Origin of the sequence: Vibrio sp. 779(2023) (assembly GCF_033344285.1) — a bacterium.
Lineage (GTDB): Bacteria > Pseudomonadota > Gammaproteobacteria > Enterobacterales > Vibrionaceae > Vibrio > Vibrio alginolyticus.
Map to the genome: position 1 here is coordinate 135,672 of NZ_JAWPOM010000007.1, position 25,180 is coordinate 160,851.

At 43.1% G+C, this 25,180-nt stretch carries 21 protein-coding genes; 8 read left to right on the forward strand and 13 right to left on the reverse strand.

Translation table 11 applies throughout. From position 1 onward, the window contains the following. Positions 1 to 14: 14 nt before the first annotated feature. Complete coding sequence (locus R8O70_RS11245; RefSeq protein WP_258623891.1) at positions 15 to 2,363, reverse strand: PilZ domain-containing protein; 2,349 nt, start codon at positions 2,361 to 2,363, stop codon at positions 15 to 17. A gap of 136 nt (positions 2,364 to 2,499) precedes the next feature. Between R8O70_RS11245 and radA the strand changes: the two genes are divergently transcribed. Then, positions 2,500 to 3,879, forward strand: a complete 1,380-nt coding sequence (gene radA, locus R8O70_RS11250) for a DNA repair protein RadA (RefSeq protein WP_005386443.1) — start codon at positions 2,500 to 2,502, stop codon at positions 3,877 to 3,879. A gap of 215 nt (positions 3,880 to 4,094) precedes the next feature. After that, entirely contained in the window at positions 4,095 to 6,185 is a 2,091-nt protein-coding gene (fusA, locus tag R8O70_RS11255) for an elongation factor G (protein ID WP_005386444.1), read from the forward strand. Positions 6,186 to 6,281: 96 nt separating this feature from the next. Here fusA and R8O70_RS11260 read toward each other — a convergent pair whose 3' ends face one another. Further along, positions 6,282 to 7,229, reverse strand: a complete 948-nt coding sequence (locus R8O70_RS11260) for a LysR substrate-binding domain-containing protein (RefSeq protein WP_170893994.1) — start codon at positions 7,227 to 7,229, stop codon at positions 6,282 to 6,284. Positions 7,230 to 7,335: 106 nt separating this feature from the next. Between R8O70_RS11260 and R8O70_RS11265 the strand changes: the two genes are divergently transcribed. Next, positions 7,336 to 7,536, forward strand: a complete 201-nt coding sequence (locus R8O70_RS11265) for a DUF1127 domain-containing protein (RefSeq protein WP_224721253.1) — start codon at positions 7,336 to 7,338, stop codon at positions 7,534 to 7,536. Positions 7,537 to 7,604: 68 nt separating this feature from the next. Here R8O70_RS11265 and R8O70_RS11270 read toward each other — a convergent pair whose 3' ends face one another. Then, positions 7,605 to 9,296 (reverse strand): AMP-binding protein, encoded by a 1,692-nt coding sequence (locus tag R8O70_RS11270; RefSeq protein ID WP_206953302.1) that lies wholly within the window; start codon positions 9,294 to 9,296, stop codon positions 7,605 to 7,607. 476 nt (positions 9,297 to 9,772) lie between these two features. On the opposite strand from R8O70_RS11270, the gene R8O70_RS11275 reads away from it, so the two are divergent. Continuing rightward, the gene (locus R8O70_RS11275; protein ID WP_005380160.1) at positions 9,773 to 10,768 is read left to right on the forward strand and encodes a transporter; all 996 of its coding nucleotides are present in this window, start codon (positions 9,773 to 9,775) and stop codon (positions 10,766 to 10,768) included. Between the two features lie 224 nt (positions 10,769 to 10,992). Here the strand turns inward: R8O70_RS11275 and R8O70_RS11280 are convergent, their stop codons facing one another. The 4 genes from R8O70_RS11280 to R8O70_RS11295 are packed head-to-tail and all read right to left on the reverse strand — an operon-like array spanning position 10,993 to position 13,570. After that, a complete protein-coding gene (locus R8O70_RS11280) occupies positions 10,993 to 11,559 on the reverse strand; it encodes a hypothetical protein (RefSeq protein WP_064376472.1) in 567 nt (188 codons plus the stop codon). Positions 11,560 to 11,613: 54 nt separating this feature from the next. Beyond that, the gene (locus tag R8O70_RS11285; protein ID WP_033905563.1) at positions 11,614 to 12,291 is read right to left on the reverse strand and encodes a C39 family peptidase; all 678 of its coding nucleotides are present in this window, start codon (positions 12,289 to 12,291) and stop codon (positions 11,614 to 11,616) included. Between the two features lie 5 nt (positions 12,292 to 12,296). Next, a complete protein-coding gene (locus tag R8O70_RS11290; protein ID WP_005380167.1) occupies positions 12,297 to 12,620 on the reverse strand; it encodes a hypothetical protein in 324 nt (107 codons plus the stop codon). Positions 12,621 to 12,640: 20 nt separating this feature from the next. Next, entirely contained in the window at positions 12,641 to 13,570 is a 930-nt protein-coding gene (locus R8O70_RS11295) for a hypothetical protein (RefSeq protein ID WP_005391691.1), read from the reverse strand. 568 nt (positions 13,571 to 14,138) lie between these two features. Here R8O70_RS11295 and R8O70_RS11300 point away from each other — a divergent pair. Then, the gene (locus tag R8O70_RS11300; protein WP_005380169.1) at positions 14,139 to 14,783 is read left to right on the forward strand and encodes a helix-turn-helix transcriptional regulator; all 645 of its coding nucleotides are present in this window, start codon (positions 14,139 to 14,141) and stop codon (positions 14,781 to 14,783) included. Positions 14,784 to 14,906: 123 nt separating this feature from the next. Here the strand turns inward: R8O70_RS11300 and chrA are convergent, their stop codons facing one another. Then, positions 14,907 to 16,046: a chromate efflux transporter gene (gene chrA, locus R8O70_RS11305; protein ID WP_158156820.1), complete on the reverse strand. Its 1,140-nt coding sequence runs from the start codon at positions 16,044 to 16,046 to the stop codon at positions 14,907 to 14,909. Positions 16,047 to 16,158: 112 nt separating this feature from the next. Here chrA and R8O70_RS11310 point away from each other — a divergent pair, with 112 nt between their 5' ends. Further along, positions 16,159 to 17,076, forward strand: coding sequence for a LysR family transcriptional regulator (locus R8O70_RS11310; RefSeq protein WP_158156818.1), 918 nt, complete (start codon positions 16,159 to 16,161; stop codon positions 17,074 to 17,076). 171 nt (positions 17,077 to 17,247) lie between these two features. Here the strand turns inward: R8O70_RS11310 and ebgR are convergent, their stop codons facing one another. Continuing rightward, a complete protein-coding gene (gene ebgR, locus R8O70_RS11315) occupies positions 17,248 to 18,234 on the reverse strand; it encodes a transcriptional regulator EbgR (RefSeq protein ID WP_258623887.1) in 987 nt (328 codons plus the stop codon). 420 nt (positions 18,235 to 18,654) lie between these two features. Between ebgR and R8O70_RS11320 the strand changes: the two genes are divergently transcribed. Further along, positions 18,655 to 19,242, forward strand: a complete 588-nt coding sequence (locus R8O70_RS11320) for an outer membrane beta-barrel protein (protein WP_017636001.1) — start codon at positions 18,655 to 18,657, stop codon at positions 19,240 to 19,242. Positions 19,243 to 19,280: 38 nt separating this feature from the next. On the opposite strand, the gene R8O70_RS11325 is transcribed toward R8O70_RS11320, so the two are convergent. Next, the gene (locus tag R8O70_RS11325) at positions 19,281 to 19,832 is read right to left on the reverse strand and encodes a gamma-glutamylcyclotransferase family protein (RefSeq protein WP_042521366.1); all 552 of its coding nucleotides are present in this window, start codon (positions 19,830 to 19,832) and stop codon (positions 19,281 to 19,283) included. A 184-nt stretch (positions 19,833 to 20,016) separates the two neighbouring features. Between R8O70_RS11325 and R8O70_RS11330 the strand changes: the two genes are divergently transcribed. Further along, the gene (locus tag R8O70_RS11330) at positions 20,017 to 21,201 is read left to right on the forward strand and encodes an NnrS family protein (RefSeq protein WP_182016232.1); all 1,185 of its coding nucleotides are present in this window, start codon (positions 20,017 to 20,019) and stop codon (positions 21,199 to 21,201) included. A 73-nt stretch (positions 21,202 to 21,274) separates the two neighbouring features. Here R8O70_RS11330 and R8O70_RS11335 read toward each other — a convergent pair whose 3' ends face one another. The 3 genes from R8O70_RS11335 to R8O70_RS11345 all read right to left on the reverse strand — a co-directional run bounded on the left by R8O70_RS11335 (position 21,275) and on the right by R8O70_RS11345 (position 25,035). Then, positions 21,275 to 22,228: a CorA family divalent cation transporter gene (locus R8O70_RS11335; protein WP_005391702.1), complete on the reverse strand. Its 954-nt coding sequence runs from the start codon at positions 22,226 to 22,228 to the stop codon at positions 21,275 to 21,277. Positions 22,229 to 22,507: 279 nt separating this feature from the next. Continuing rightward, entirely contained in the window at positions 22,508 to 24,067 is a 1,560-nt protein-coding gene (gene glpD / locus R8O70_RS11340) for a glycerol-3-phosphate dehydrogenase (protein WP_017636005.1), read from the reverse strand. 176 nt (positions 24,068 to 24,243) lie between these two features. Then, on the reverse strand, positions 24,244 to 25,035 hold the full coding sequence (locus tag R8O70_RS11345) for a DeoR/GlpR family transcriptional regulator (protein ID WP_005380192.1): 792 nt from the start codon (positions 25,033 to 25,035) through the stop codon (positions 24,244 to 24,246). Between the last annotated feature and the right edge of the window lie 145 nt (positions 25,036 to 25,180).

The following is a 25,180-nucleotide window of genomic DNA, read 5'->3' on the forward strand; positions in this document are numbered from 1 at the left end:
GTATGACTTTGAATTTACTCGGTTAACTCCAATCTAATTACTACCTCTTCAGTAATGTCTTCAAATTCACTGTAACCAACGAGCGCCGTCAACTCTTTTTCTAACTTGCTTGCTTGATGTACACCAAATTGGGTTAAGTCACTTAAATCTTGTTGCAGTAATGATGTCATCGGATCGAAAATTGGCGCAGTAGAAAGGCGAATCACGTAAAAGTCACCCATCATTCGCGCTTTCTTTATAAATTGAATCCGCTCTTTTACGCTGTTGAACTCTTGATGAAGCTTTGACTCAATGCCTGTAATTTTATCGCCTACTTTTGCGGCGCTTATGTAGATATCCTGATGTCTGGCTTGAGCACCTTCTACACGTTTTATTGGCTCTGCGATTAATGTGCTTGTCCGGCCTTTAAAGATAGGTTCAAGTGACAACAGTTGGTCATGCCCAAGACGGGCAAAAAGTTCAATGTGTTTAGGTAGCGGCAAGTTCACCCCGATAACGGGGGTTTTTATTGAAGATGACGTACTCTTACTGATAAAAATGGGCGTGCTCAGCGTACGCGAGAGCAACATGCAGTGCAGCCTTTCAAGTAGAGCATTACTTGGTAGCGTCTCTTTTTGCGGGATTAGCTTGTCTTGATTGTGCTCGATAATGCTGTTGAAAAAAGCGATTACCTTCATGGTTTGGCTGCTTTCATCAATAACTAACTGCACGCTACAACCATCTGGGCTTACACGAATTACTCGGTATGGTACCGACATTAACGGCAATTTTTTATCGTAGAGTTGTAATTCTCGAAAGTTGATTCTTACCTCTTGCCCAGAACGTAACATCGTGGGCTCACTTAGCCTAATTCCGAGTCCTCGTTTGGAAAGGTCAACAGTACAGCCGCCTGTTTTAGTTTGTCCTGAGTACAACTCTAAAGGTGTTTTAAAACGATAACGAGGCTCTTTACGACGAGACTTTGCATCAAAATAAATGCCCTTTGGATTGCCAATAACTCTTCTCGGATGGCGAAACGCGTTTAACGTATTAGCGGGTAAGCGCGGCTTTTCAGTTAGCAGGTAATCCTGCCCTGACTTTTCGTCAGCAATTTCTTGCAAAATACCAATATGAGTCAGTGATTGAGACGTTTCTGCCAACTCTGGAGAGAATGCTGCTAGGTCTTCCTGTTCTTGCTCTGATAGTTCAAAGATTGAAATTCTAAAGGCGCGCCAACTCTCTCGTTTGCCACCTAAATGCCAAAATAGCTGGCGCTGTTCGCGAGTTGCTTCAGGGCGAAACATCGAATAGAAATAGGTTCGATTCTCGTGCTCGTGAGTAAATGAATAAAGGACATTGGTTGTTCCTTTAACACCAGGCTTAATGAGTGACGCGATGCGTTGCTCGTTGAATAAGGAACCAAACATTTGCTGGTTTCTCTCATCGTGCCAGTATTGCCAAAGCTTTTGATTGTTTGGCGTTAACATTGCTAATTTTAGGTCACTACCATCAAAGAATAGAGGCAAGCTGCTGGTGTGCTTTAGTGCGATGTGCTCATAACCGCGAGTTCGAGCTCGAATAATCTTGTCTTGATTGTCGTGACGAGCCCTTTTAGCAGCACTGTTGAGCGCTTCATCTATCACTCTGGTGACGACATTGGTGTCAGTTAAGCGTATGGTTCTGAGGTATCGAACTGAGTCATTTTCGTAACAGTCATCAACCGCGAGTATGCGGTATGCAAGCGGTTTCTCTATACCTGCAACGTTAGATTTGCTGGCAAATTCAGTAAACGTGACCTGAATAATTTCCCCAAGGTTATATTTAAATGCGCTAGGGACTTTGAACTTTGCGCCAGAGCTAGATAAATCAATGCTTAATCCATGAAGAAGCTGTCCTTTAGAACGGCAAATTTCAACTTGAGATTGGACTTTCAAGCGTTTTTCTTGGCGCTTTAAATCGTAGCCTAGGTGAACGGGTTCTGCTAAGAACGGGCTTTTAGGATCCGTTAACGATTGCGTTTTTTGCTGAGTAAGGCGCTTGCTCATTACGCGAAAGTTATTTCGCGTGTTGACCAATGCTTCCCACATTCCTTCCGTGTAGCAGCCAAACTTTTTGATGTTTTTATGGTAAGCGTTGAAAGCAACATCATCCAACCAATGTGGAATACCATCCAAAATATACTCGCGACATTCGCCTTGAACGCGACCTCGCAAATCAATGCTTTTTTTGCATGGAGCCATTAAGCGGTTAAGTTCCATTTTAACCAAAATTTTGGCCGAAGGCGGCTCTTCCTCGGTCAGTTGGCCAAGGACAAAGTCAAAGTCATTCGTACCGTAAACGGGAATGAGTCGTTCTGCGAGCGAGAGAATTTCAGATTGCTGCATTATTTCTGTTAGAGTATGTCGTTACTTTAAATTGTATCGGCTAAGCGAAGTAATACTTAAGTATATCAATAGTTCATTTCAGTTCAGGTCTGACTTGGCTGTGCTTAGTCACATTTGTAGAAAAAATTGAGGCATCATGGCGAAAGCAAAACGAGCGTATGTTTGTAATGATTGTGGCGCGGACTTTCCCCGTTGGCAGGGGCAGTGTAACGCATGTGGTGCATGGAATACGATAACAGAAGTACGTATCGCTGCATCGCCAACCGTTGCTCGCAATGAACGCTTAAGCGGCTACGCTGGTTCCGCAACAGAAGCTACGGTTCAAACGCTATCCGAAATTGATCTGCAAGAAGTACCTCGCTTCACCAGTGGGTTTAAAGAGCTTGACCGCGTGTTGGGTGGTGGTGTTGTACCAGGTGCCGCAATTTTGATTGGTGGTAACCCTGGCGCTGGTAAATCAACCCTTCTGTTGCAAACCATGTGTAGTTTATCTGCGCAAATGCCAACGCTTTACGTAACCGGTGAAGAGTCATTACAGCAGGTGGCAATGCGTGCTTCCCGATTGGGCTTGCCGAAAGATCATTTAAAAATGCTATCGGAAACGAACGTCGACAAAATTTGCCAAATCGCCGAAAAAGAGCAGCCTCGTATAATGGTGATAGACTCGATTCAGGTGATGCACGTTTCTGATGTTCAATCGTCGCCTGGCAGTGTTGCTCAGGTACGTGAATCTGCGACGGCTCTGACACGATACGCAAAACAGAATAATGTTGCGGTATTTATTGTTGGTCACGTAACAAAAGATGGTACCCTTGCGGGCCCTAAAGTTCTTGAACACATTATCGACTGTTCGGTACTACTCGATGGTGGAACGGATAGCCGATTCCGCACTTTGCGTAGTCATAAAAACCGTTTTGGCGCTGTGAATGAGCTTGGTGTCTTTGCAATGACAGGCCAGGGATTGAAAGAAGTGAGTAACCCATCTGCGATCTTCCTTTCTCGTGGTGAAGAAGAAACATCAGGCTCTTCCGTCATGGTGGTTTGGGAAGGTACGCGCCCTCTGCTAGTAGAGATTCAAGCGCTGGTGGATTACTCGCAGTTAGCCAACCCTCGTCGTGTTGCGGTCGGCTTGGAGCAGAACCGCCTATCACTTTTGCTTGCTGTGTTGCATAAGCATGGTGGCTTACAAATGGCAGACCAAGATGTCTTTGTTAATGTGGTTGGCGGTGTTAAGGTGACGGAGACAAGCGCTGATCTTGCTTTAGTTATGGCGCTTTTATCGAGTTTTCGTGACCGTCCACTCCCTAAAGATGTGGTGATTTTTGGTGAGGTAGGGCTTGCGGGCGAAATCCGTCCAGTGCCAAGTGGGCAAGAGCGTTTGAATGAAGCGTTCAAACATGGTTTCAAGAAAGCCATCGTGCCAGCAGCCAACATGCCGAAAGGTGGCATCCCTGGCATGCAAATTCACGGCGTTAAGAAATTGTCGGAAGCTATAGAGGCTTTTGACGAGCTGTAATGCTCATAAGAATGGTATTTGTGCAATCACAAACTGTTCTATTCGTCCTCAATAAAATGCGAATAAAGTACATAAATTGCTGTGTTTGACTATGCTTTGGGGACGGAAATTTCACGTTAAAATTTTTTTTCTTCCATCCGCACGCAAGGGTATCAGTATTGACAGAATGTGATATACTCTGCGCGCACTTTATACCTTATTAACAGAGTAAGACAATGACTGATTTATCAAAATACAGAAACATTGGTATTTTTGCTCACGTAGACGCGGGTAAAACTACCTCTACAGAGCGTATCCTAAAGCTAACTGGTAAGATCCATAAGATCGGTGACACTCACGACGGTTCAACTACTACTGACTTCATGGAGCAGGAAGCTGAGCGTGGTATCACAATCCAGTCTGCAGCAACAACTTGTTTCTGGAACGATCACCGTCTAAACATCATCGATACTCCTGGACACGTTGACTTCACTATCGAAGTTTACCGTTCTCTAAAAGTACTTGACGGTGGTATCGGTGTATTCTGTGGTTCTGGTGGTGTTGAGCCTCAGTCAGAAACTAACTGGCGTTACGCTGACGAATCACACGTATCACGTCTGATCTTCGTTAACAAACTAGACCGTATGGGCGCAGATTTCTACAAAGTTGTAGATCAAGTACAGAACGTACTAGGTGCTACACCTCTAGTTATGACTCTACCTATCGGTATCGAAGAAGATTTCGTAGGTGTTGTAGACGTACTAAGCCAACAAGCTTACGTATGGGATGAGTCTGGCCAACCAGAGAACTACGAAGTTCAAGATATTCCAGCAGACATGGTAGAGAAAGCTGCTGAATACCGTGAAATGCTAATCGAAACTGCTCTAGAGCAAGACGAAGATCTAATGATGGCTTACCTAGAAGAAGGCGAAGAGCCATCTCTAGAAGACATCAAACGTTGTATCCGTAAAGGTACTCGTGATCTAGCATTCTTCCCAACTTACTGTGGTTCAGCGTACAAGAACAAAGGTATCCAACTTATTCTTGACGCGGTAATTGATTACCTACCATCTCCAACAGAAGTTGATCCACAGCCTCTAACTGATTCAGAGACTGGTGAGCCAACTGGTGAAGTTGCGACTGTATCTGCAGACGAGCCACTACGTGCTCTTGCATTTAAGATTATGGATGACCGCTTCGGTGCTCTAACCTTTATCCGCATCTACTCTGGTAAGATGAAGAAAGGTGACACAATCCTTAACTCTGCAACTGGTAAAACAGAGCGTATCGGCCGTATGGTTGAGATGCACGCGGACGAGCGTAACGAGATCGATTCAGCACAAGCTGGTGACATCATCGCTGTAGTTGGTATGAAGAACGTTCAAACTGGTCACACTCTATGTGATCCTAAGCACGAATGTACTCTTGAGCCAATGATCTTCCCAGATCCAGTAATCTCTATCGCAGTTAAGCCTAAAGATAAAGGCGGTTCTGAGAAGATGGGTATCGCGATCGGTAAAATGGTTGCAGAAGATCCATCATTCCAAGTTGAGACTGATGAAGATTCAGGCGAAACTATCCTGAAAGGTATGGGTGAACTTCACCTAGACATCAAGGTAGATATCCTTAAGCGTACTTACGGCGTTGAGCTAGAAGTTGGTGCTCCACAGGTTGCTTACCGTGAAACTATCACTCAAGCAATCGAAGATAGCTACACGCACAAGAAACAGTCTGGTGGTTCTGGTCAGTTCGGTAAGATCGACTACCGCATCAAACCAGGTGAGCCAAACTCTGGCTTCACGTTCAAATCTACAGTTGTTGGTGGTAACGTACCTAAAGAATTCTGGCCTGCAGTTGAGAAAGGCTTTGCGTCAATGATGGAGCACGGTGTTCTAGCTGGCTTCCCTACTCTAGACGTTGAAGTTGAACTATTCGACGGTGGTTTCCACGCAGTTGACTCTTCAGCTATCGCTTACGAAATCGCAGCGAAAGGTGCATTCCGTCAGTCTATGCCTAAAGCTGGCGCGCAACTTCTTGAGCCAATCATGAAAGTTGACGTGTTCACTCCAGAAGATCACGTTGGTGACGTAATCGGTGACCTTAACCGTCGTCGTGGTATGATCAAAGACCAACAAGCAGCGTCTACTGGCGTACGTATCAAGGGTGATGTACCTCTATCAGAAATGTTTGGTTACATCGGTACTCTACGTACTATGACTTCTGGTCGTGGTCAGTTCTCTATGGAGTTCTCACACTACGCACCATGTCCAACAAACGTTGCAGAGCAAGTAATTGCTGACGTTAAAGAGCGTAACGCTAAGAAGTAATTCTTAAGTTAACTCTATAACTTGAAAGCCCCGCTTAGTGCGGGGCTTTTTGTATTTAGCAGTCTTATACGCAGAGCGTGTTTGTTTTGATGATTGTTATGATGCCGTTCTAGTACTGTTGCCTTTTAGGTCAATGGTCCTAAAGTCTGGTACCACTGACTTTTCAAATATTTCTATTTCTTCCTTCAACCATTGCGCAAACAATTGAGCTTTAGGTCTTTTTAAGTAGCCTTTTGGCGCGCATAAGTAATACGCAAAATTGGGCTTGATGGCGATATCTCCAATTCGGACCAATTTGCCAGAACGAAAATATTGATGAGCTAAACTGTGTTTTACCAATGCGACGCCTTGAAGTGATAGTGCAGCCTCAAGCACGAGATGTGATCCACTGTATTTTAAGGTAGGCTTTGCTGCGCAGTGACCCAAGGTTGCTAACCACATATTCCAATCAAGATCAGGCCAAACATCTTCAATCAGCTCAGCTTTGCTTAAATCCTCGATGTTATAGATCCCGTGCTCTTTCTGATACACCGGATGACAAGCAGGATAAAAAGCTTCGTCCATCAGCCATTGTGATTCTAAATTGGGATATTTTCCTAAACCGTAACGAACACATAAATCTATCTGGCTATCTTGAAAAGACACCAAATCATTGGTTGGTTCTAATAGCAAGGCGATATCAGGGTGACGCTGGCGAAAAGCCGTAATCTTCGGGACCAACCAATGATGAGCGAAAGAGGGGAGTGTTGATATCGAAAGGTGGTTCGGGTTTGGATCTTGATTGACTAATCTAACCCCTTGCTGCAAATGAGCAAACCCTCTTTCTGCCTGAGTAAACAGTAGCTCTCCCTCAGGTGTGAGCACGATTTTTCTGTGCTGACGAACAAATAGGTCCGTGCCTAAGAACTCTTCTAAATGACGAATTTGCTGACTAATGGCCGCTGGCGTAACAAACAGTTCTTTTGCTGCCGTTTTAAAGCTTCCTTCCTTTGCTGCAACGAAAAAGTAATACAAGCCCTGTAAGGGAGGCATTCGATCTTTCACATTAGTTTTCCTTAACTCTATGGCAGATTCTATCGTTTGAGGATATCAGCGTAGTCGCTGATTATTAAGTGGTCAACATTGTATAGGAATCTCTGAAATGGAAAACATGACACACACTTGTGAGCGTACTATACCTACTGCCCATCAGAGCGGGTTACAGTTAATTTATTCTAAACTGGCGGCTTGGAGAAGGAACTATAAGACACGTCGTCACTTGAGAGAGTTACCAAAGCACCTTTGGGACGATATTGGATTAGGTGAAAGGGAGATTAGTTGTGAAGTGAGTAAGCCATTCTGGAGAGAGTAGTCTATGAGTTTGATTCAAGCTCAAAGTTAAGCTGCACTCCCCAATGGTGTTGAGGAGTGCAAGCAAAATTACAAGTCTTCTTCCCACACGACCAATTCATCTTTTGGCCAATTGTGGCCTATCTCATGATACTTTTGTTCGAGCACATGACGTTTAATTTTAAGTGTTGGCGTCAGTACGCCATTTTCTATACTCCAAGGTTCTTTAATCATTAACACGCCTTTGATTTGCTCATGAGAGGCGAGTTCTTGATTCATCCTGGCAATAACTTTACGTGTGGTACGTGCGTATCGCTCTCGATCAAAGTTAGGGAAGTCATGTGGCACAACCAAAAGAATCGGAGCGGGTAGCCCTAAACCGATGAGACACATCATCTCTACGCGACTGTACTCGAAAAGCTTTTTCTCGATAGGAACCGGAGAGACAAATTTACCTTTGGCGGTTTTGAAGTTATCTTTTTTACGGCCTTGAATCGTTAGATAACCATCTGAATCGATAGCGCCGATATCGCCTGTGTGTAGCCAGCCCTCTGAATCAAAAGACTCTTGGGTGGCAATGTCATTTTTGTAGTAGCCAGAAAATAGCCCTTTGCCACGCACCATGATTTCATCATCAGCTGCGATTTTTAACTCAATGCCTGGCCCTGCATTACCGACACTACCAATTTTGTCAGCTCTAAATGGGTAGTTGAGCGTGCTGTAGGCAAATGATTCCGTCATCCCCCAAGCCTCTGTGATATCAAGGCCCACTGAGTGGTACCATTCCAACAGCGCTGGCGATACAGGTGCGGAGCCACAGCCTAATACTCGAGCCTGATCTAAACCTAGACCATCTGCTAGCTTTTTCTTGATCAAAGAATTGACGAATGGGATTTTCAACAGAATATTGAGCTTCTTCTGTGGAAGTTTGTCTTGAATACGTTGCTGGAATAGCGTCCATAATCGTGGGACGGAGATAAACAGAGTTGGTCGGTGCATCTTCACATCTTCGATAAAAGTGTCCAGTGACTCTGGAAATGCTGTTGGCACGCCACCCATAATCGATGAACCGAAGATATAAACACGCTCTGTAATATGAGCGAGCGGTAAATAAGAGAACAATCGGTCGTTTTCTTGGATACCAATATGATTGATCAGTTGCTGAACAGACCAACTGAATGCGCCGTAAGTTAGCATCGCGCCTTTCGGTAACCCTGATGTGCCTGAGGTATACACCAACGACATTAGCTTGTCATCGTAATGCTGCGGACGCTCTTCACTTGGCACTGCATCAGCAATGAGCGCTTGGTATTCGTGCTTACACTTTGGTGCCGTGTCATAAGGTAGAGCGATGCTAATGAGTTCAGGCATAGCATCAATGACTTGCTGAGTTGCTTTGGGATCATCGAGTTTTCCGCCAATGATCGCTTTACTTTCACTATGAGTCACACAGTATTCGATGGTGTCTGCACCGGCGGTAGGAAAGATTGGCACACTGACATAGTCACCAAGCATCATAGCAAGATCGCAAATAAACCATTCTGCACAGTTTTTAGATACTAACGCGACTTTGTCGCCAGGCTTTACACCAAGCGTGCGTAGTGCGCTGACAAGTTTTAAGGCTTGATCTGCAACATCAGAGAATGTGTACTCAACAAACTGTCGGTTAATAATTTGTTTTAGGTAGACCTCATTTGGACGCTCTTGAGCCCATTTGAGGATCATTTCATTTGGTGGTGGGAGAGCGCAACCAGCAGCGCTATTTAGATTCGGCTGATTCATTTTAAGTGACTCCATGTCTTCTCATTGTATTTATAATTGTTAACGCATTGTTAACTTTAGCATGTTAAATCGCGACACGGGAATGCATTTTGATGAAATATGTGGGGAAGATAGCGTTAGTTATGGTTGAAGTCGGAGCGACTCGATCTAAAAAGCAATGTGATTGATGCTACGCAAAAGAGAACAGGCTTTTCAGCTGTTATGTCATACCGACTTCATACTAAGAGCACAGGTAAGCAATTTATTTTATTAATAATATTGCGAAAACATAGAATCTATCCTAATTATTTATTAACTAGTGGCTTAGTGTTGAAGATAAGTATAAATGTCTCCTAATTTCTTCAAAGCGCCAAACTTAAAGGTATGTCGTGGTTTTGAAGTAGCTATACTAATCTTACTTTGGAAAGTTAGGAGCTTCACCTCAAGCTATTGCCTGAGATTACTTGGGTACGATCATCAGCAAAAGGAAAGATGTGATGTTACGGAAGACTTTACTGGGTACCTATCTTTGTAGTTTATTCATTGCGGGGAATGCATATGGTGCTGAAGGAGATGATATTCCTCAGCGCGCCCAAACGGTTGGTGATGTTATTGAGCGCCCAGGCGTTCTCACACCTAAAGGTAAATGGTCATTTGATTCGTCTTTGAGCTATACACAAAACTCTTCAAACAAAGTATCTGTTGTTGGATATACAGTCTTACCAACTCTGATTGTTGGGCGAATTGAAGTGAGTGATTCGGATAGGACTACAGTAACCGTTGGATTAACTGCTCGGTACGGTTTAACAAACGCCACAGAGTTAGAAGTTAGAGTGCCGTATGTGTATCGTAATGACCAAGTTTCTACGCGCCCCATTCAAGATGGTTCAAACAGTGAAGTAGTAAACACAACGGTGGATGGCGGAGGGCTTGGTGATGTAGAGTTCGCATTGAGGCACCAGTTTAACTTTGAGTCTGCGCCATACTGGGTAGGTGGCCTTAGAGTAAAGTCGGATACAGGACGATCGCCTTATGATGTTTCTATTGAAGATGGAAGCAACTCATTTAGTGATGTCCCTACAGGTTCGGGTTTTTGGAGTTTTGAGCCTAATCTATCTCTTATTCACCCTGTTGATCCTGCGGTCTTGTTCGCTAGTCTAAGTTATATTTATAACTTAGAGGATACTGTTACAGTTGGCGACACAAAAGCTGATGTTGAACTTGGAGACACTATTTCTCTTTCAGGGGGAATGGGGTTTGCGGTGAATCCTGATCTTTCATTCTCTTTAGGACTTAGCCATAAAACTATTTTAAAAAGCAAAGTAAATGGCAGATCGGCAGATGATGCTAAGTTGCTTCAATTAGATGCATTAACTTTTGGTATAAACTATGCCTTTAGTGAACGCTCATCTATCAATGTTAGTGCTCAAGCTGGTCTTACAGAAGATACTCCCGACTTTCAATTAACAGTACGAGTACCTTTTAATTTGTAAAATGGATATTAGGCCCTTGAGTCTTGGGCCTAATTTATCGTTAGCGCCTAGTGTTCGCATTATAAATTGATTGGATTATATTGGATAAAGTAGGTATATATTCTTAAAATGATGGTGGCCAATTGATATATCGAACTTTCTTTTGGTATGTAATCATAGATATCAGTCGTTTCTAATATCAAAGAAGCTTAACGTGACAATTTTTCAGATAAAAATGGAAATGCTCATTGAAGGTGGTTCAATAAGGCGTCTTCTAATTGTTGGTTTGCTTTGATTTCCCGTATTACCCCATTTACTTGAGCATCAATGTCTACGAGCGTGCTAAGTCCAATAATACTGTTATCTTTCGTGTTTTGAATAATATTGATAATACTTGAATTTATAAAGTCTGAACTTATTATATTAGGATTTTGAGACGAAGGCATTTTGGGTGAATCTATAGAATCATCTCCAATAATATTGCCTTCACCAAATTGTATGATGTTAACAATACCCTGGTTGAAAACATCTCCACTTTGATTTTCACTATTTGCGCTAATGTTTTTTAAATTACCATTTTCAATTACTAAGTTGGCAATGTTTGTGTTCAAAATATCATCGCCATTTATAGTCGTAGTAATGCTTAATCCAATATTAATAATATACTCGTCCGTAATTTGGAAACCACCTCGATATTCTTCTAAAGATGAATTTGAAAGAGGAGTAAGTTCTTGCAGGCCAACATCTTTAGCATTCACATTAAAATGAGGTATTAGCATACAAAGCACTAACAAAAATTTATTGTAGTTCATAATGTAGGCCTTTCAGGTTGTTAAGTTCTTAAAGTTATTTAAAACAATGTTATATTAATTTTCACCGGAAACTGGGAGAGTAATGCTAAATACCCCTAAGGAATCTCTAGACACTCCTGTTTTTAATGGTGATCTTTGATATACGGTGAAATTATCATTGGTTATAAAGCTAGACCGTCCCATTTCCGCTTCGTTACGGACCAGTAACACAATTCCTTGGTAATATTTTTCAAACTCATCCAGTTTCATTATCATGGTTCCTCTAGAAGGGTCTCCTAGAATAACTGAGTGATTGTTTATACCTCTGATGACAACAAAATGCATATACCCGTCGAAATTAACGAGAGTAATCCCAGGGACGCCGACTTCTTTAATTTTCTCCAGTCCTACTTGAAAGCCGTCAGAACGTAACCCTATGGAATCCAAGTAAAACTTCATATCCAACAAAGAAAAACCTTTCTCTTTGATTTTTTCTTTATCACCTTTTTCAAACATGCTTTTGAAGATATCTTGTTCAGATGACTCTGTTGCATAATGAAAAGTGAGAAGAGAAGCCAGGGCGGCAGAGCCACAGCTGAAGTCATACTGTTGGCGAAAAACATCACCGAACACTATTTCTTTGTAGCTTTTAACAGGAACAGAGTAATGTGCTCGGTAAGGTAGCAGTTCTAATGAAATGGCTGATGCTGAATAAACGAGCATCAGCCAAATTACGTTATTTAATACTTTCATATTGTTTACTTGAGTGTCAGGTTAACGACGGTAGAGTTCTGGATTAAAACGTTGTTTCCGCTGTTCTGAATTACGTTGGATATACCCGAACTGTCTGCGAACGCTCCACTTGATAGTATATTGTTACCACTCACGGTGTTTGACGCGACATTATCTGACGAAATACCATTGATATCTGATTCTGCATAAACCAAGTCGAGTTCAACATTTTGTCCACCTCTTGATTCATTCATGATATCCAAGCTAACTTCTCCGCCAGATAATGCAATGTCATCAGCGAGTGCAGTGCAGGCAACTATCATACTCAAAGTACAGATTGCCAAACGCATCGCTTTCTCCTACTAGTCGGTTACTCACCCCCAGTAAACACACTTGCATTAGTTGTAACAGATTGTTGTACAAGTGAATTTGAACCAGCATTCTGACCAACGGTAGTAATACCAGCTGCACCACCAAGACCACCAAGGGTGTTCATGTTTTCAACTCGAACTCGAGTATCATCCGCGTTAGTTGCATAAATAACTGATGCACCTGTAACACCACCCATTAGGCTTGAGCTCGCAACAACCATATCGGTATCCATATGGACTTGATTGAAGCTATCAACATTTGTTGAGCTCGAGTCACTTTGATAGTTACTATTGTCGTTAAAGCTGTTCGAGTTTGTTGTGCTTGAATCAGCGTAGCTACGGTTATCACTCTGGTTGCGGTTGTCGCTTTGATTACGATTATCGCTGTTATCGTTAAAGCTACTGTTGATACTAGAGTCACTGTTGTCGTTGTTGCTACGTCTTACAGTAGTACTAGAGTCGCTGTTGTCGTTGTGGCTTCTATTTGTGTTAGTACTTGAATCACTACTATCACTATTTAGGCTCACATCAAGATCAGCACTGGTACTGTTGTCGTTAGCGTTAGACGTACTATTGTCGTTGTGGCTTTGAGCTGTGTTAGTGCTCGAGTTTGAGTTGTCGCTGTTGTTATTAAAGCTGTCATCAACACCAAGAGTTGCACTGTTGTCAGTGTCGCTGTTGTCGTTGAAGCTATGACCAATACCTAGTGACGCACTATTATCGCTGTTGTCGTTGAAGCTATCACCAACACCGAGAGATGCGCTATTGTCACTGTTATCATTGAAGCTGCCAGATAAACCGATATCGGTGTTAGCGCTGTCAGTCCATTGCATGTTGTCGTCTCCATCATCGATCTCATTCGCGATTAGAGAGCCACTAAATAAAATTGCTGACATTGCTAAAGCAAGCCCTGTTTTGTTTAGAGTCATAACGATTACTCCATTTCCTGTTATTCCTGATTAAAAATGACTGCACTTAACTTCTTGCTGCTTCCTTCAAATGTTGTGGGAAGCGATGAAATTATAAGAAAGGATCAGTGAAAGCTGTTCTCATTATTGAGAATGATTCAGGCTGGAAGGGAGTATTTAGGTGCGTCTCTTTAAGGTGTTAAAGAAAAAAATAACATAATCATAATGTTATTTTTTGTATTTACTTTAAGTACTCATCAAGTATGAAATGAAGCCAATATAAAGAAGTAATTCGTTCTATTGCACTGAGCGGAGCAGTCATCCATTTTTTATAAATGGTATTTTATCCAATTATTATCTTTATTATTTAATATTATAAATCATATCCTTATGCTAACACAGGTTGAAAAGTATGGATAAAAACACAACAGGTTCATACTTTTTAAGTCTTTTTCGGTGCTGAAAAGCAATGCGATATCATTCTGAAGTGCTATATTTTCTACTTAAAATGAAGATAAATTCTCTTTGCTATCCCCAATTAATTTTCTAACGGGGGTTGGTGAAACAGGTAAGTTAATGTGGTGGGACTATGGAAAAGAAGCACTTGATACTGCTAGCTGAGAGTAATTTACAAAGTAACTTAATAAAAAAACAACTATCTTCCATTCATGATGTCGATGTAAAGATAATGCAACCAGATGAAGTGGTGTTCAGAAGTCACTCACTCAGTATCGATTTGATGTTTATTGATTACGATTTTATGCGTCAGCTTGAAGTTCAAGGAAAGTTACCAGATTTTGATCTATTTGGGTGGTCCTTTATGCTTCACAACGTCCCTTGTGAAAAAGTACAAACGGACTTACTGCATTGGAAGTTGTTAAAAGGAATTTTGCTCCGAAGTGCATCAGTGACACATATATGTGATGGCGCGGAATACGTACTGAAAGGAGGGTTGTGGCTACCAAGAATGTACCTAGAGAAGTTAGTCCTCAATTATCGGCATGCAAATTTGTCCGAAGAACAGCAGCATGATGAGTTAACATGCAGAGAAAAACAGATTCTAGAGCTACTTGTGTACGGCATTTCAAATCAACAAATTGCTTCAAGACTTTTTTTATCTGAAAGTACAGTGAAAAGCCATATATACAAGTTGTACAAAAAACTCGATGTCCATTCTCGTCATGATGCGGTTAAGTTGGTAAGAATGAACAATGGCTTAACCGAGAGAAGTTAAGTCATAATTTTGGATGCTCTTTTTATCGGGGTCTGTTCCGTTTTCGCTATCTAATCTAAGCAAGGGCACTCGTATTTGAGTGCCCGTGGTTTATCTGGATTCAATAGTTGGTGTATCAGCAGGCTAAATCATGCCCGTGACAAGGCCTGCTGCCACAAAAAACACGATCATCCATAGCACCGATAGGTTGATCTTTTTGTGTAGATAAAAACCTGCAACCACTAACGCCATGTCGATGGGAGCAACAACTGCGCTGCTAAATACTGGCTGGTAAAGTGCCGCGAGTAGCAACCCTACTACCGAGGCATTGACACCGTTGATGGCGCCGGAGACCAGCGGTTTGCCTGCCAGTGCTTGCCAGTTTTTAAGAACGCCAAGCAGTAAAAGAAACCCTGGGAGGAATACGCCAAGCGTTGCGATCAGAGCGCCTAAAATTGGCGTATCCGAAAGCTCGTAACCGATAAAAGTCGCAAAGGTGAACATTGGCCCTGGTACAGCTTGTGCAGCGGCGTAGCCTGTTAAAAATGCATCTTGGCTGAGCTGGTCGCCAACAATGTTTTGCAGAAGCGGCAGAACCACATGACCGCCACCAAACACTAAGCTACCAGCTTGGAAAAAATCACTAAACAGCCCAAGCAAAGGTAACGTATGAGCCACTAACGGTAAGCCGAGTAAAAGCACCGCAAATAGAGCCAATGGCGCGATAGACGGTTTAAACGACTCGGCTGATGGCGCGGAGTCTTTCTTTAGATATCGCATTCCGACAAAACCTGCTGCGATCAACACGAACATTTGCGTCATGATGCTTGGTGCCACTAGCAACGCAATCGCAGTCGCGACGCACACACCCGCGGTCAGTTTACTTTGGCAGAAGTTTTTGTACATGCCCCAAGTCGCATCCGCCACGACGACGACTGCGAGCAGTTTTAGGCCGTGAACGATGTTTTGGAACACTGCGGTGTCGGTGATTTGGCTGCTCACCATCGCCAGCGCCAACATGATGGCCACTGAAGGAAGCGTGAATCCGACAAATGCTGCGCATGCGCCACCTAAACCGCCACGTTTATAGCCTAAAGCAAAGCCAACTTGGCTTGAGCCCGGTCCCGGCAAAAACTGACTGAGCGCGACAATTTGCGCGTACTCACTGTCATCAAGCCATTTCAGTTTCTCAACAAATGTTTGGCGAAAATAACCAATATGAGCCGCAGGGCCGCCGAAGCTGAACCAACCCAGCCAGAAAAAAGTTTTGAATATGGTGAACATGTCGAGCCTGTTTATCTAAAAAGCATTGTTGCTAATTTATCGAATGCTCTAAAATGACTCAAATTGATGATTTTAATTTCATCTATGAATGAAATGGGATGAGGATGTTGGAGTGAAAGAGGACATTCAGTGGCGCAACATTGACTTGAACTTATTGGTGACGTTTTCCTACTTGTATCGCTATCGAAGCGTTAGCGTCGCGGCAGAGAAAAGTTACGTTAGCCAGTCGGCGATGAGTCATAGTTTGTCTCGTTTAAGGTTGTTGTTTGACGACCCGCTTTTTGAGCGAAAAGGGCACAAGATGGAGCCCACCGAGCACGCTCACCACATCGCGCCAACTGTGCATCACTTATTGGATTCTATCGCCAAAGACTTGCTCACTAAGTCTGCCTTCCAACCTGAAAATTACGCGGGTGTATGTCGCATCGGGTTAACGGATTATGCCGAGTTTATCTTTGCTCCTCGGCTTTATGACGAAATACGCCAGCGCGCCCCAGAGGCGCAGATCAGTTTTATTAACGTCAATCGTAGCAACTACGTGGCATTAACTGAGCATGAAAAGCTCGATGTCATTATTGGCAGCATGCCGGTGTTGGATGACAACTTTGAGAGCTTGTACTTGTACACCGAAAAGCACGTGTGCATGTGTGATAAACAGGTATTGCAAGGGGAAACACAGCTGTCTCTGGAAGCGTTCGCGAACATAGAGCAAGCTCTGGTAAGTCCCGATGGGAGCTTAAAGACACAAGTAGACCAAAAGCTCGCAGAACATGGCTTGAGCCGCAAAGTCACCGTGGCGTCGCGCAACTTTCTCACTATTCGGCATCTGTTGAAAAAGCGCGATCTCATTGCCATCGTGCCAGAAAAAATGGCGTTGGCGGAGGGCTTTTCGGACGATCTCACTACTGTTAAGCCGCCGATCGCCGTTGCGGATTTTGATATTGCCATGCTGTGGCATTCCAGCCGAAACAATGAAGACAAAGGCATTTGGCTACGCGAGTTGGTTTTTTCGACCATCACCTCTAAATGATAAACATTTGGGGCACTCATGGTGCTTAGAGTTATTTGTTGTTGGACTTCTTACTACCCGCTGAGTTATCGGCGTTACACCGAAACAGTACTGATTGTGCAAAATGAATGTCTTGGGTTAGGGGGGGGATGTTCCAGATTTAATTCATAAAAGAGATTAATGGAAAAGGTATCATTGAGTTGTACCACGTAGTTTAAGCTCTGTTTGAACGTATACATGAAGAGGGAGTAAGCGTCCATCTCGGTATTTTTCCACCAGTAAGTTCACTCCCTGAATTCCCATCAACTCAGAGTGAATACGAATTGTAGACAACGGCGGAAAGGTAAAGCGAGCAGTAGGAATATCATTCATACTAATCAACGTAATATCCTCTGGTATCTTTAAGCCAAATTCATGGATTGCACGTACTATGCCAATCGCGATGGAGTCTGAATCAATGAATACTGCTTTCGGGAAGTCACCTTTGGCTAGCATCTCTTTCGCTAAGTTATAACCGGACAAACTAGAGCAGGCACAATAGTGTATATCTTGTTCTGCGACCACGCCTTTTAGATAGCCATAGTCCAAAAACACATTTTTACGAGTGTCAGCTGCGTCGGGCTTGTTTTGACCGCTAATATAACCGATGCGGCGGTGGCCTCGTTGTACAAAGAAATCAACCACTTGCCTACTGATTCGAATAAGGTCGACATCAACGCAATCATAAGGGCAGGTTGGATCTGAAAAGTTTATGTAGCAGATGCTATCGGCTAGACGTTTAGGTAATTTATCTACTACCTTTTGGTCGACATTTCCGACTAAAAGGACACCTGTTATCTTTTTCGTTTCAACATCAATTTCACTGTTATAGCAATTGGTTAGCGTAATACCTAATTTGTCGCATTGCGTTTCAATCCCATGACGAATTGATAAGTAGTAAGGGTCATTCACCTCTGTTTCTTGTTTGTAGTTATATAAGGCTAAAAAGTGATGTTTTTGCTTAACTTCTTTGATGCCTTTCTTCGAGCTACTGGTGCGGTACTCCAGTTTTTCTGCAATTTCCAAAATGCGGTATTTGGTTTCTTCTTTAACGCTCAACGTTGGGTCGTTGTTCAAAACCCGCGATACGGTTGCAAGTGAGACGCCTGCTTCAATGGCGATATCTTTTAGCTTTGCCATGTAAATTTCCCGTTGGCACTGCCCAAGTGTGAGCTCAATAATCTGACTATTTTAAACAGCTACTTAGATATGCACAAACCTTTAGTAAGACAGTCCTAAACACTTTAAATCATCATATCAAGCCAACTTGTTTTCATGAAATAGACTCTATTGAGTAATAAATAAAGCCGTAAACGTAAGGATTATATTGCTGTAAAAATACTGAAAAACGCGACTGGTTTGGAAACTTGCTACTTGTGGTAACTCTAGTACTTAATAGGAGTCGAGCTGTTTAGAGTTTAATCAAGCAAACGTTTTATTGTTCATGTTTATGTTTTGTGTCTCATTTTATAAACAAATCAATAGGAAAGTATTCAACTCTATTTATAATCTCCGCGCTTTTAAAAGCTGTCTAACAGTATGAAAAATTGGGAAATTATAATGAAAAAAGTATTGCCATTATTGGCTTTAGGTGCAGTGGTTGCTTCAGCGTCAGTTCAAGCAAAAGGTAACTGGTATGTTGGTGCTGATTTGGTAAATTCAGATCTTAAAGTTAAAAGCTTGTCAAAAGATTTTTCTGCGACAGGTCTTAGCCTTGCTGTAGGTAAAGAGCTGCAATATTCAGAAAACTTCAAACTAGCTTTTGAAGGTGAGTACATATACTTTGGCGACTTTGAAGAAACATTTTCTTACATGGGGTGGCCGGTTAAATTTAGTGTTGATGCTTCTGCGTTCAATTTCAATGCGAAGCCTAAATACCAGTTTGCAGGTACAGGCTTCTATGTTGGTGCGATTGCTGGCCTTGGTGTAATGAGTGTTTCTTATGAAGTGAAATCATCTAGCACTGTTACCGATGATGGTCGTGATGTAGGCTTTAACTACGGTGTTGAGGCTGGTTATGAGTTTGCTTCAGGTTTGGTTGTATCTGGTGGCTACCGTGCTTCTTCGGTAAGTATTGATGCCGAAAACGGTGGCAGCGAAGATTTTGATTTTGACAGCCTGTACGTTGGTGTTGATTACAAGTTTTAAGCTCGCGTAAGCAAAACATAGATACTAAAAAGGAGCCGTTAGGCTCCTTTTTTGATCAGATTATCAATCAACTCATAATGGTGATCTTGTACGCCTGCAAGGTTGCCATATTTGGGTTGATGGCGGTCATTTTCTTTCGCGTGTTGCCAGCCAATGGTGTGACGCACAAAATGCTCTGCAAACGCGTGGGAAACTTCCAAGCAACCTGCCAGCACGGTATCAACATAACTTTGCATGATTGGGCTCTTTGCGCATGGTGGTAGTGGCTCGTCTTTTACGTAAACCCAAATGTCATGTTCTTGGTTAAAACTCGCATCTGTTTCGATTTGATCTGGCTGAAGTTGAATACGATGATAACCTCGCTCACGGCGGTCGAATTCTGCGAGCGCTTCTTTATTCACTTCGAGTAAAACGCCATTAACCTGTCCATCGCCTTGGTTCACCACTAATGGAGAGAGGCTGTAGCTGTCGTCAATCTTCCCCCAGTAGCGCACCAGTCCATGAGCAATGACGGGAATGGCTTCTCCCGTTTGTCCGGTTAACTTACGTGACGCAGAATTAATCAAACTGCCATAGCCAAATATGTACATCTTCGTTGCATCCCTTAACTGATGGTTGTGTCTCTCACCGTTTATACCTAACCCGCCTCTGAAGCACAACTTTACCTCTTAAGTATAATCTTAATTATAAACATGTATTTTTTATGCATGTTTGTGGTAGCATTAATATTGTAGTTGAGTCAACCAGCATCAAGAGACGCTTGAGGGCAAGATAATGCTGAATATCACCGATAAAAAAGTGGAAGAAAAAATCCCCGCATGGCTGCGATTAGGCTTTCGGCCGTTTTTTCTGTTTGGGTCGATTTACGCCATTGTTGCGATCGCGTTGTGGGTGTGGATGTTCCAGAGCGGACAGCCAAACGCATTAGCTGTACCGGCATTATGGTGGCACGTACATGAAATGTTGTTCGGTTTTTCGATGGCAATCGTAGTTGGCTTTGTACTGACCGCGGTACAAAACTGGACTGGCATTAATGGTACCAAGCATTACATGCTTCTGGCTTTATTTGGCTTGTGGTTAGTGCCCCGCATATTGCTTTGGACACAAGCACCGTTATGGTTAACCAGCAGTATCGAAGCGGTATTTTTACTGTTTGTCGCCTATGAGGTGGGCATTCGTGTGTATCGAGCCAAAGGTTGGCGTAATTTGTTTTTCGTTCCACTGTTTCTTTTGGCCATCTTTGCGAACTTTGCAAGCTACGCAACGATAAAAGGTATGCCGCCCTTTAGCTCTTCAGCGGTGTGGCAAGCAATGCTGTGGTGGTTTACCTTGCTGTTGTCAGTGATGGGCGGACGTGTGATTCCATTTTTTACTGCGCGTCGATTTAATTTCGAAAAAGCGCAACCATTGGCTTGGTTAGAGTGGTTCGCGAACTTGCCATTGGTAATGCTATTTGTGCTGAGCTTTTTCCCTGTGACGTTTGCAGAACTAGGTAGTCCTTTGATGCTATTTGCAGGTGTTGCTCAGTTGGTGCGTTTTGTTCGCTGGAAACCTTGGTTAACCCTGAGCGAGCCTTTAGTGTGGTCGCTGCATGCTGCGTATTTGTGTTTACCACTAAGCTTAATTTTGCGAGGCGTCTGGGGAGATGCATTTGCCAGCCATAACCTCATTCACCTGTTTGCGATAGGTGCGTTAGGCGGTTTGATTTTAGCGATGATTACACGGGTGACGATGGGACATACTGGTCGCATGATCTACAAAGGGCCAAACATGAGCCTTGCGTTTGCAGCGATTACCGCGGCAGCTTTGGTTCGCAGTTTCGCCGTGATCTTTGATCCAGCGAACATGATACTGTGGATTGATATCAGCGGCGGATTATGGATTGTTGCGTTTGGGCTATTTGTGTGGCGCTTTGGTGTGATGCTTGTGACCCCTCGTGTGGATGGTCACCCCGGATAAGATTCTAATGTGAGTAGAGAAAAGAGGAGCCGCGTGCTCCTCTTTTGGTTTTTGTTCTTTATAGGTTTAGTGTTTATTCGTCTTCGTCGTCCGCTTTATTCGTGAGCCCCAAGCGTTTAAATAGCCACCACTCTAGACCAAAAATGACAATTAAGGCGATGCAGAACCAGGTGAATGCCATGGTGGATTCCACACCTGGCATTCCACCAACATTGATGCCGAGTAAACCTGTTAAGAAGCTGGTTGGTAGAAAAATCGTTGCTACCAAAGTAAACAGGTAACTGTTTTTATTGGTTTTCTCATCACGATGATGTTTGATCTCTTCTTGGAAAAGCGCCACTTCTCCAAGATAAAACTCAAGTGTTTCATTTATGCGCGTAATATTATTGTGTGCGAAGCGATATTGATGAGGTCTCAAAGCAATCAATTCTGATTCTGACTCCACAAGATCACGGATAGCGTACTGCTGAGGGCGAATAAAACGCTTGATAGAAATCAGTGCTTTTTGAGTCGCCATATGTTTGTACGTCGATTCATCATTCACGTCGAACTGGTTTAGTGTTTCTTCAATTGTATCAAGGTAAATGTCTATTTTACTGTTTAATCCTTCAATGATCTGATGAAGTAAACTGGCAAGACTTTTTGGGCCTTTGTGTTCCGCTAATGCTTGGCGAATCTCCATGATCGCGCGTGATGGAATTTTACGAGTTGAAATGAGTGCGCCTTGAAAGTAGAGAATTCGAATACTAAGCATATCTTCTGGTGATGCATTGCCGTTCATATTGACGCCTCGTAAAATCAACATGAAGTTCTCGTCATCTAAAGGATGGAAAGATGGTCGGCTTTCGTCGGCTAATAGATGATCAACCGTTGCACGAGGCACTTGGTTCTGCTCCAGCCAACCACGAATATCAGGATGCAGCCGTTCGCAATGGTACCAATGCTTAGCTTGAATTTGCTCTGCCGTGGTGGATTGTTGAGTTGCTTCTGGGGTTGAGAAGTCCCAATGTTCAATCATAAAACCCATTTTCTTTTCCTTGTTTGAGCCGATACCAAAATAACCTCAAGATACTTCTTTCGCGAGAATTGCATTGCCATACAGAGGCAATACTCTGAGTACGGTACTCTGAAGTCATTGATGCATTATTTTTCAAATGAGTATGATTGTATTTAACGCCAAATGTCTATGAATAGTTGTTCTTATTTGCAATCGAGTGGAGCGCACCAAGGTGTTGTGCTTAAACAACAAAACAAAAAGCCTGCAACTAAGCAGGCTTTATTGTGGGGGAGGGAGGGAGGGGAGCTGTTAGCCAACTTGAGAAAGATTAACCACTTTCTGTTGTAGCTTTTTCTTTAAATAGTCCGTTAAGGCCTGTTTTTCTTCCTCGTTCATGTAAAGACCAAGCTTAGTACGGCGCCATAAAATGTCTTCATCGGTCATTGCCATTTCATGGTTCATTAAGTAATCGATCTCACGTTGGTAAACACCACCTGCTTGTGCCGAGAACGTTTGTCCTAAGTCAGCTTCACTTGTTGTGCCTTCCATTAAGTTCCAGGTTTGGGTACCAAACTGTGTGACATAACGAAGAATCAATGCTTCTGGCGCCCAGGTGTATTTAGCGTGAATTTGTTTAGCTAATTGTTCACGACTACAGCTGAAGTTACCACCAGGAAGGGTTTGGTTGGCCGTCCAGTCTTTACCCATTTCAGGTAGGAACGGAGCAAGTTTCTTCATTGCTGCTTCACCTAACTTACGGTAGGTCGTTAACTTACCACCAAAAACAGAAAGCAGAGGTGCATGGTCGTATTCCGCATCGAGCTCTAGCGTGTAGTCTCGTGTGATTGCTTGCGGAGAGTCAGATTCATCGTCACATAAAGGACGAACACCGCTGTATGTCCAAACTACATCTTCGCGAGTCAACTGGTGGACAAAGTGTTGGTTTACGATATCAATGAGGTAATCGACTTCGTCATCTGAGATCGATACTTCGCGTGGGTCACCTTTGTATTCCACATCTGTTGTACCAATGATTGAGAACTTATCTAAGTAAGGAATCATAAATACGATGCGATTGTCTTTGTTTTGAAGGATGTAGGCTTGCGGTTCGTTGTGGATACGAGGAACAACGATGTGCGAGCCTTTGATTAAGCGAATGTTACGAGGAGAGGCTTGCTCTAATCCATCATCAAAGAACTGTTTTACCCAAGGCCCTGCAGCATTGACTAACGCTTTCGCTTTACGTTCGAAACGTTGGTCTGTCATCACATCGTGAATAGTAACGTGCCAGATACCACCTTCACGGTGTGCTTTTTCCACGCGGCAGTAGTTACGTACTTCAGCATGGTTTTCGCGAGCCGCAAGAACGTTCAGTAATACTAAACGTGCATCATCAACCCAACAGTCAGAGTATTCGAAACCCGTTTTCATCTCTGGTTTTAGCAAGCCAGATTTCGCAAGGTTGACGGTTTTACTGCCTTGCAGCGTCGTACGTTTACCCAAGTTATCGTAAAGGAAAAGGCCACAACGAATCATCCAAGCTGGGCGTAGGAATGGGCGATGCGGTAAACGGAAACGCATTGGTAATGCGACGTGTGGTGCTTTACGAAGAATAACCTCACGCTCTGCGAGCGCTTCCGAAACTAAACGAAACTCGTAGTGTTCAAGGTAGCGTAAACCGCCGTGTATCAGTTTAGAACTTGCTGAAGAAGTCGCAGATGCGAAGTCATTTGCTTCATATAAGCCAACACTCAAACCTCGGCCAGCTGCGTCTGCTGCAATACCAGCTCCGTTAATGCCGCCACCGATTACGATCAAGTCTAAGGTAGTGGATGAGCTAGTAGTGGAAGCATTATTTTGTATACTCATAAATTTGACCTCTTGGTGAGCGAACGAGCATTTTAGAACATAATGTAATCCTAGCTCAGGTTTCGTTTGTGATCATCTATTATTTTCGTTTGTGAGCGTTTTGTGTGATTTAGACACAAAAAAACCTCTGTCTAATTAAGACAGAGGTCATTTGAGGGGAAATTATACGATTGACGTTACTCGTTTTCGGAGTTTGATTCGTTAGCTTCAACCACTTCAAGTGGGATAGAAGCTTCCTTCAAAATTGACAAGATTTCTTCTGGTGGCTGCTTATTGGTAAAGATCATGTTGAGCTGTGCAATATTGCCTAGTTTCACCATAGCATTGCGCCCGAACTTGGTGTGGTCTACGGCCAGAAATACACTACGGCTATTGTCAATGATCGCTTGTTTGACCCGGACTTCGTGGTAATCAAAGTCTAATAGCGAGCCATCGAAGTCGATACCGCTAATGCCGAGAATACCAAAGTCGAGACGGAACTGTTTAACGAAATCGAGGGTAGCCTCGCCAACAATACCGCCGTCTCTGCTGCGGACTTCTCCACCCGCCAAAATGACTTTGATTTCAGGGTTAGGGAAAAGAATGGTCGCAACATTGATGTTGTTGGTGACAACACGCAACTGTTTATGGTTTTTATTGAGCGCTCGCGCAACTGCTTCTGGTGTAGTGCCAATATCGATGAATAGTGTGGCACCATCTGGAATGTGTTTGACTACCTCGTCTGCAATGACATCTTTTTCATTGAAGTTGAGCGCTTTACGCGTGTTGTAAGATGTGTTTTCAGAACTGAGAGGAATAGTGGCTCCACCGTGATAACGACGAATTTTGTTGTCATCGGCGAGTTCATTGAGATCGCGTCGGATGGTTTGTGGGCTGACATTGAATCTTTCTACCAACTCATCCGTGCTGACATAGCCTTGTTTTTTCACCAGCTCAACAATCTGCTGGTGTCGAGGTATTTGCTTCACTTACCACTCCCTTGTGCATTGGTAACGGCCAATGCTTCAAATTCGAAGCTCTATTGTGCTCGAATTTGCTCGTTGTGAGAAGTAAGCGAGTTCAGGAATCGGGGATAAAGCGCAAAAAGAGCGCACAAATGGCGCTCTTTTTTTC

Bases quoted from the DNA above. Each gene is read 5' to 3' on its own strand.
- R8O70_RS11245 (WP_258623891.1), bottom strand. From the start codon at position 2,363: ATGCAGCAATCTGAAATTCTCTCGCTCGCAGAACGACTCATTCCCGTT.
- radA (WP_005386443.1), top strand. From the start codon at position 2,500: ATGGCGAAAGCAAAACGAGCGTATGTTTGTAATGATTGTGGCGCGGAC.
- fusA (WP_005386444.1), top strand. From the start codon at position 4,095: ATGACTGATTTATCAAAATACAGAAACATTGGTATTTTTGCTCACGTA.
- R8O70_RS11265 (WP_224721253.1), top strand. From the start codon at position 7,336: ATGACACACACTTGTGAGCGTACTATACCTACTGCCCATCAGAGCGGG.
- R8O70_RS11270 (WP_206953302.1), bottom strand. From the start codon at position 9,296: ATGAATCAGCCGAATCTAAATAGCGCTGCTGGTTGCGCTCTCCCACCA.
- R8O70_RS11275 (WP_005380160.1), top strand. From the start codon at position 9,773: ATGTTACGGAAGACTTTACTGGGTACCTATCTTTGTAGTTTATTCATT.
- R8O70_RS11280 (WP_064376472.1), bottom strand. From the start codon at position 11,559: ATGAACTACAATAAATTTTTGTTAGTGCTTTGTATGCTAATACCTCAT.
- R8O70_RS11285 (WP_033905563.1), bottom strand. From the start codon at position 12,291: ATGAAAGTATTAAATAACGTAATTTGGCTGATGCTCGTTTATTCAGCA.
- R8O70_RS11290 (WP_005380167.1), bottom strand. From the start codon at position 12,620: ATGCGTTTGGCAATCTGTACTTTGAGTATGATAGTTGCCTGCACTGCA.
- R8O70_RS11295 (WP_005391691.1), bottom strand. From the start codon at position 13,570: ATGACTCTAAACAAAACAGGGCTTGCTTTAGCAATGTCAGCAATTTTA.
- R8O70_RS11300 (WP_005380169.1), top strand. From the start codon at position 14,139: ATGGAAAAGAAGCACTTGATACTGCTAGCTGAGAGTAATTTACAAAGT.
- chrA (WP_158156820.1), bottom strand. From the start codon at position 16,046: ATGTTCACCATATTCAAAACTTTTTTCTGGCTGGGTTGGTTCAGCTTC.
- ebgR (WP_258623887.1), bottom strand. From the start codon at position 18,234: ATGGCAAAGCTAAAAGATATCGCCATTGAAGCAGGCGTCTCACTTGCA.
- R8O70_RS11320 (WP_017636001.1), top strand. From the start codon at position 18,655: ATGAAAAAAGTATTGCCATTATTGGCTTTAGGTGCAGTGGTTGCTTCA.
- R8O70_RS11325 (WP_042521366.1), bottom strand. From the start codon at position 19,832: ATGTACATATTTGGCTATGGCAGTTTGATTAATTCTGCGTCACGTAAG.
- R8O70_RS11330 (WP_182016232.1), top strand. From the start codon at position 20,017: ATGCTGAATATCACCGATAAAAAAGTGGAAGAAAAAATCCCCGCATGG.
- R8O70_RS11335 (WP_005391702.1), bottom strand. From the start codon at position 22,228: ATGGGTTTTATGATTGAACATTGGGACTTCTCAACCCCAGAAGCAACT.
- glpD (WP_017636005.1), bottom strand. From the start codon at position 24,067: ATGAGTATACAAAATAATGCTTCCACTACTAGCTCATCCACTACCTTA.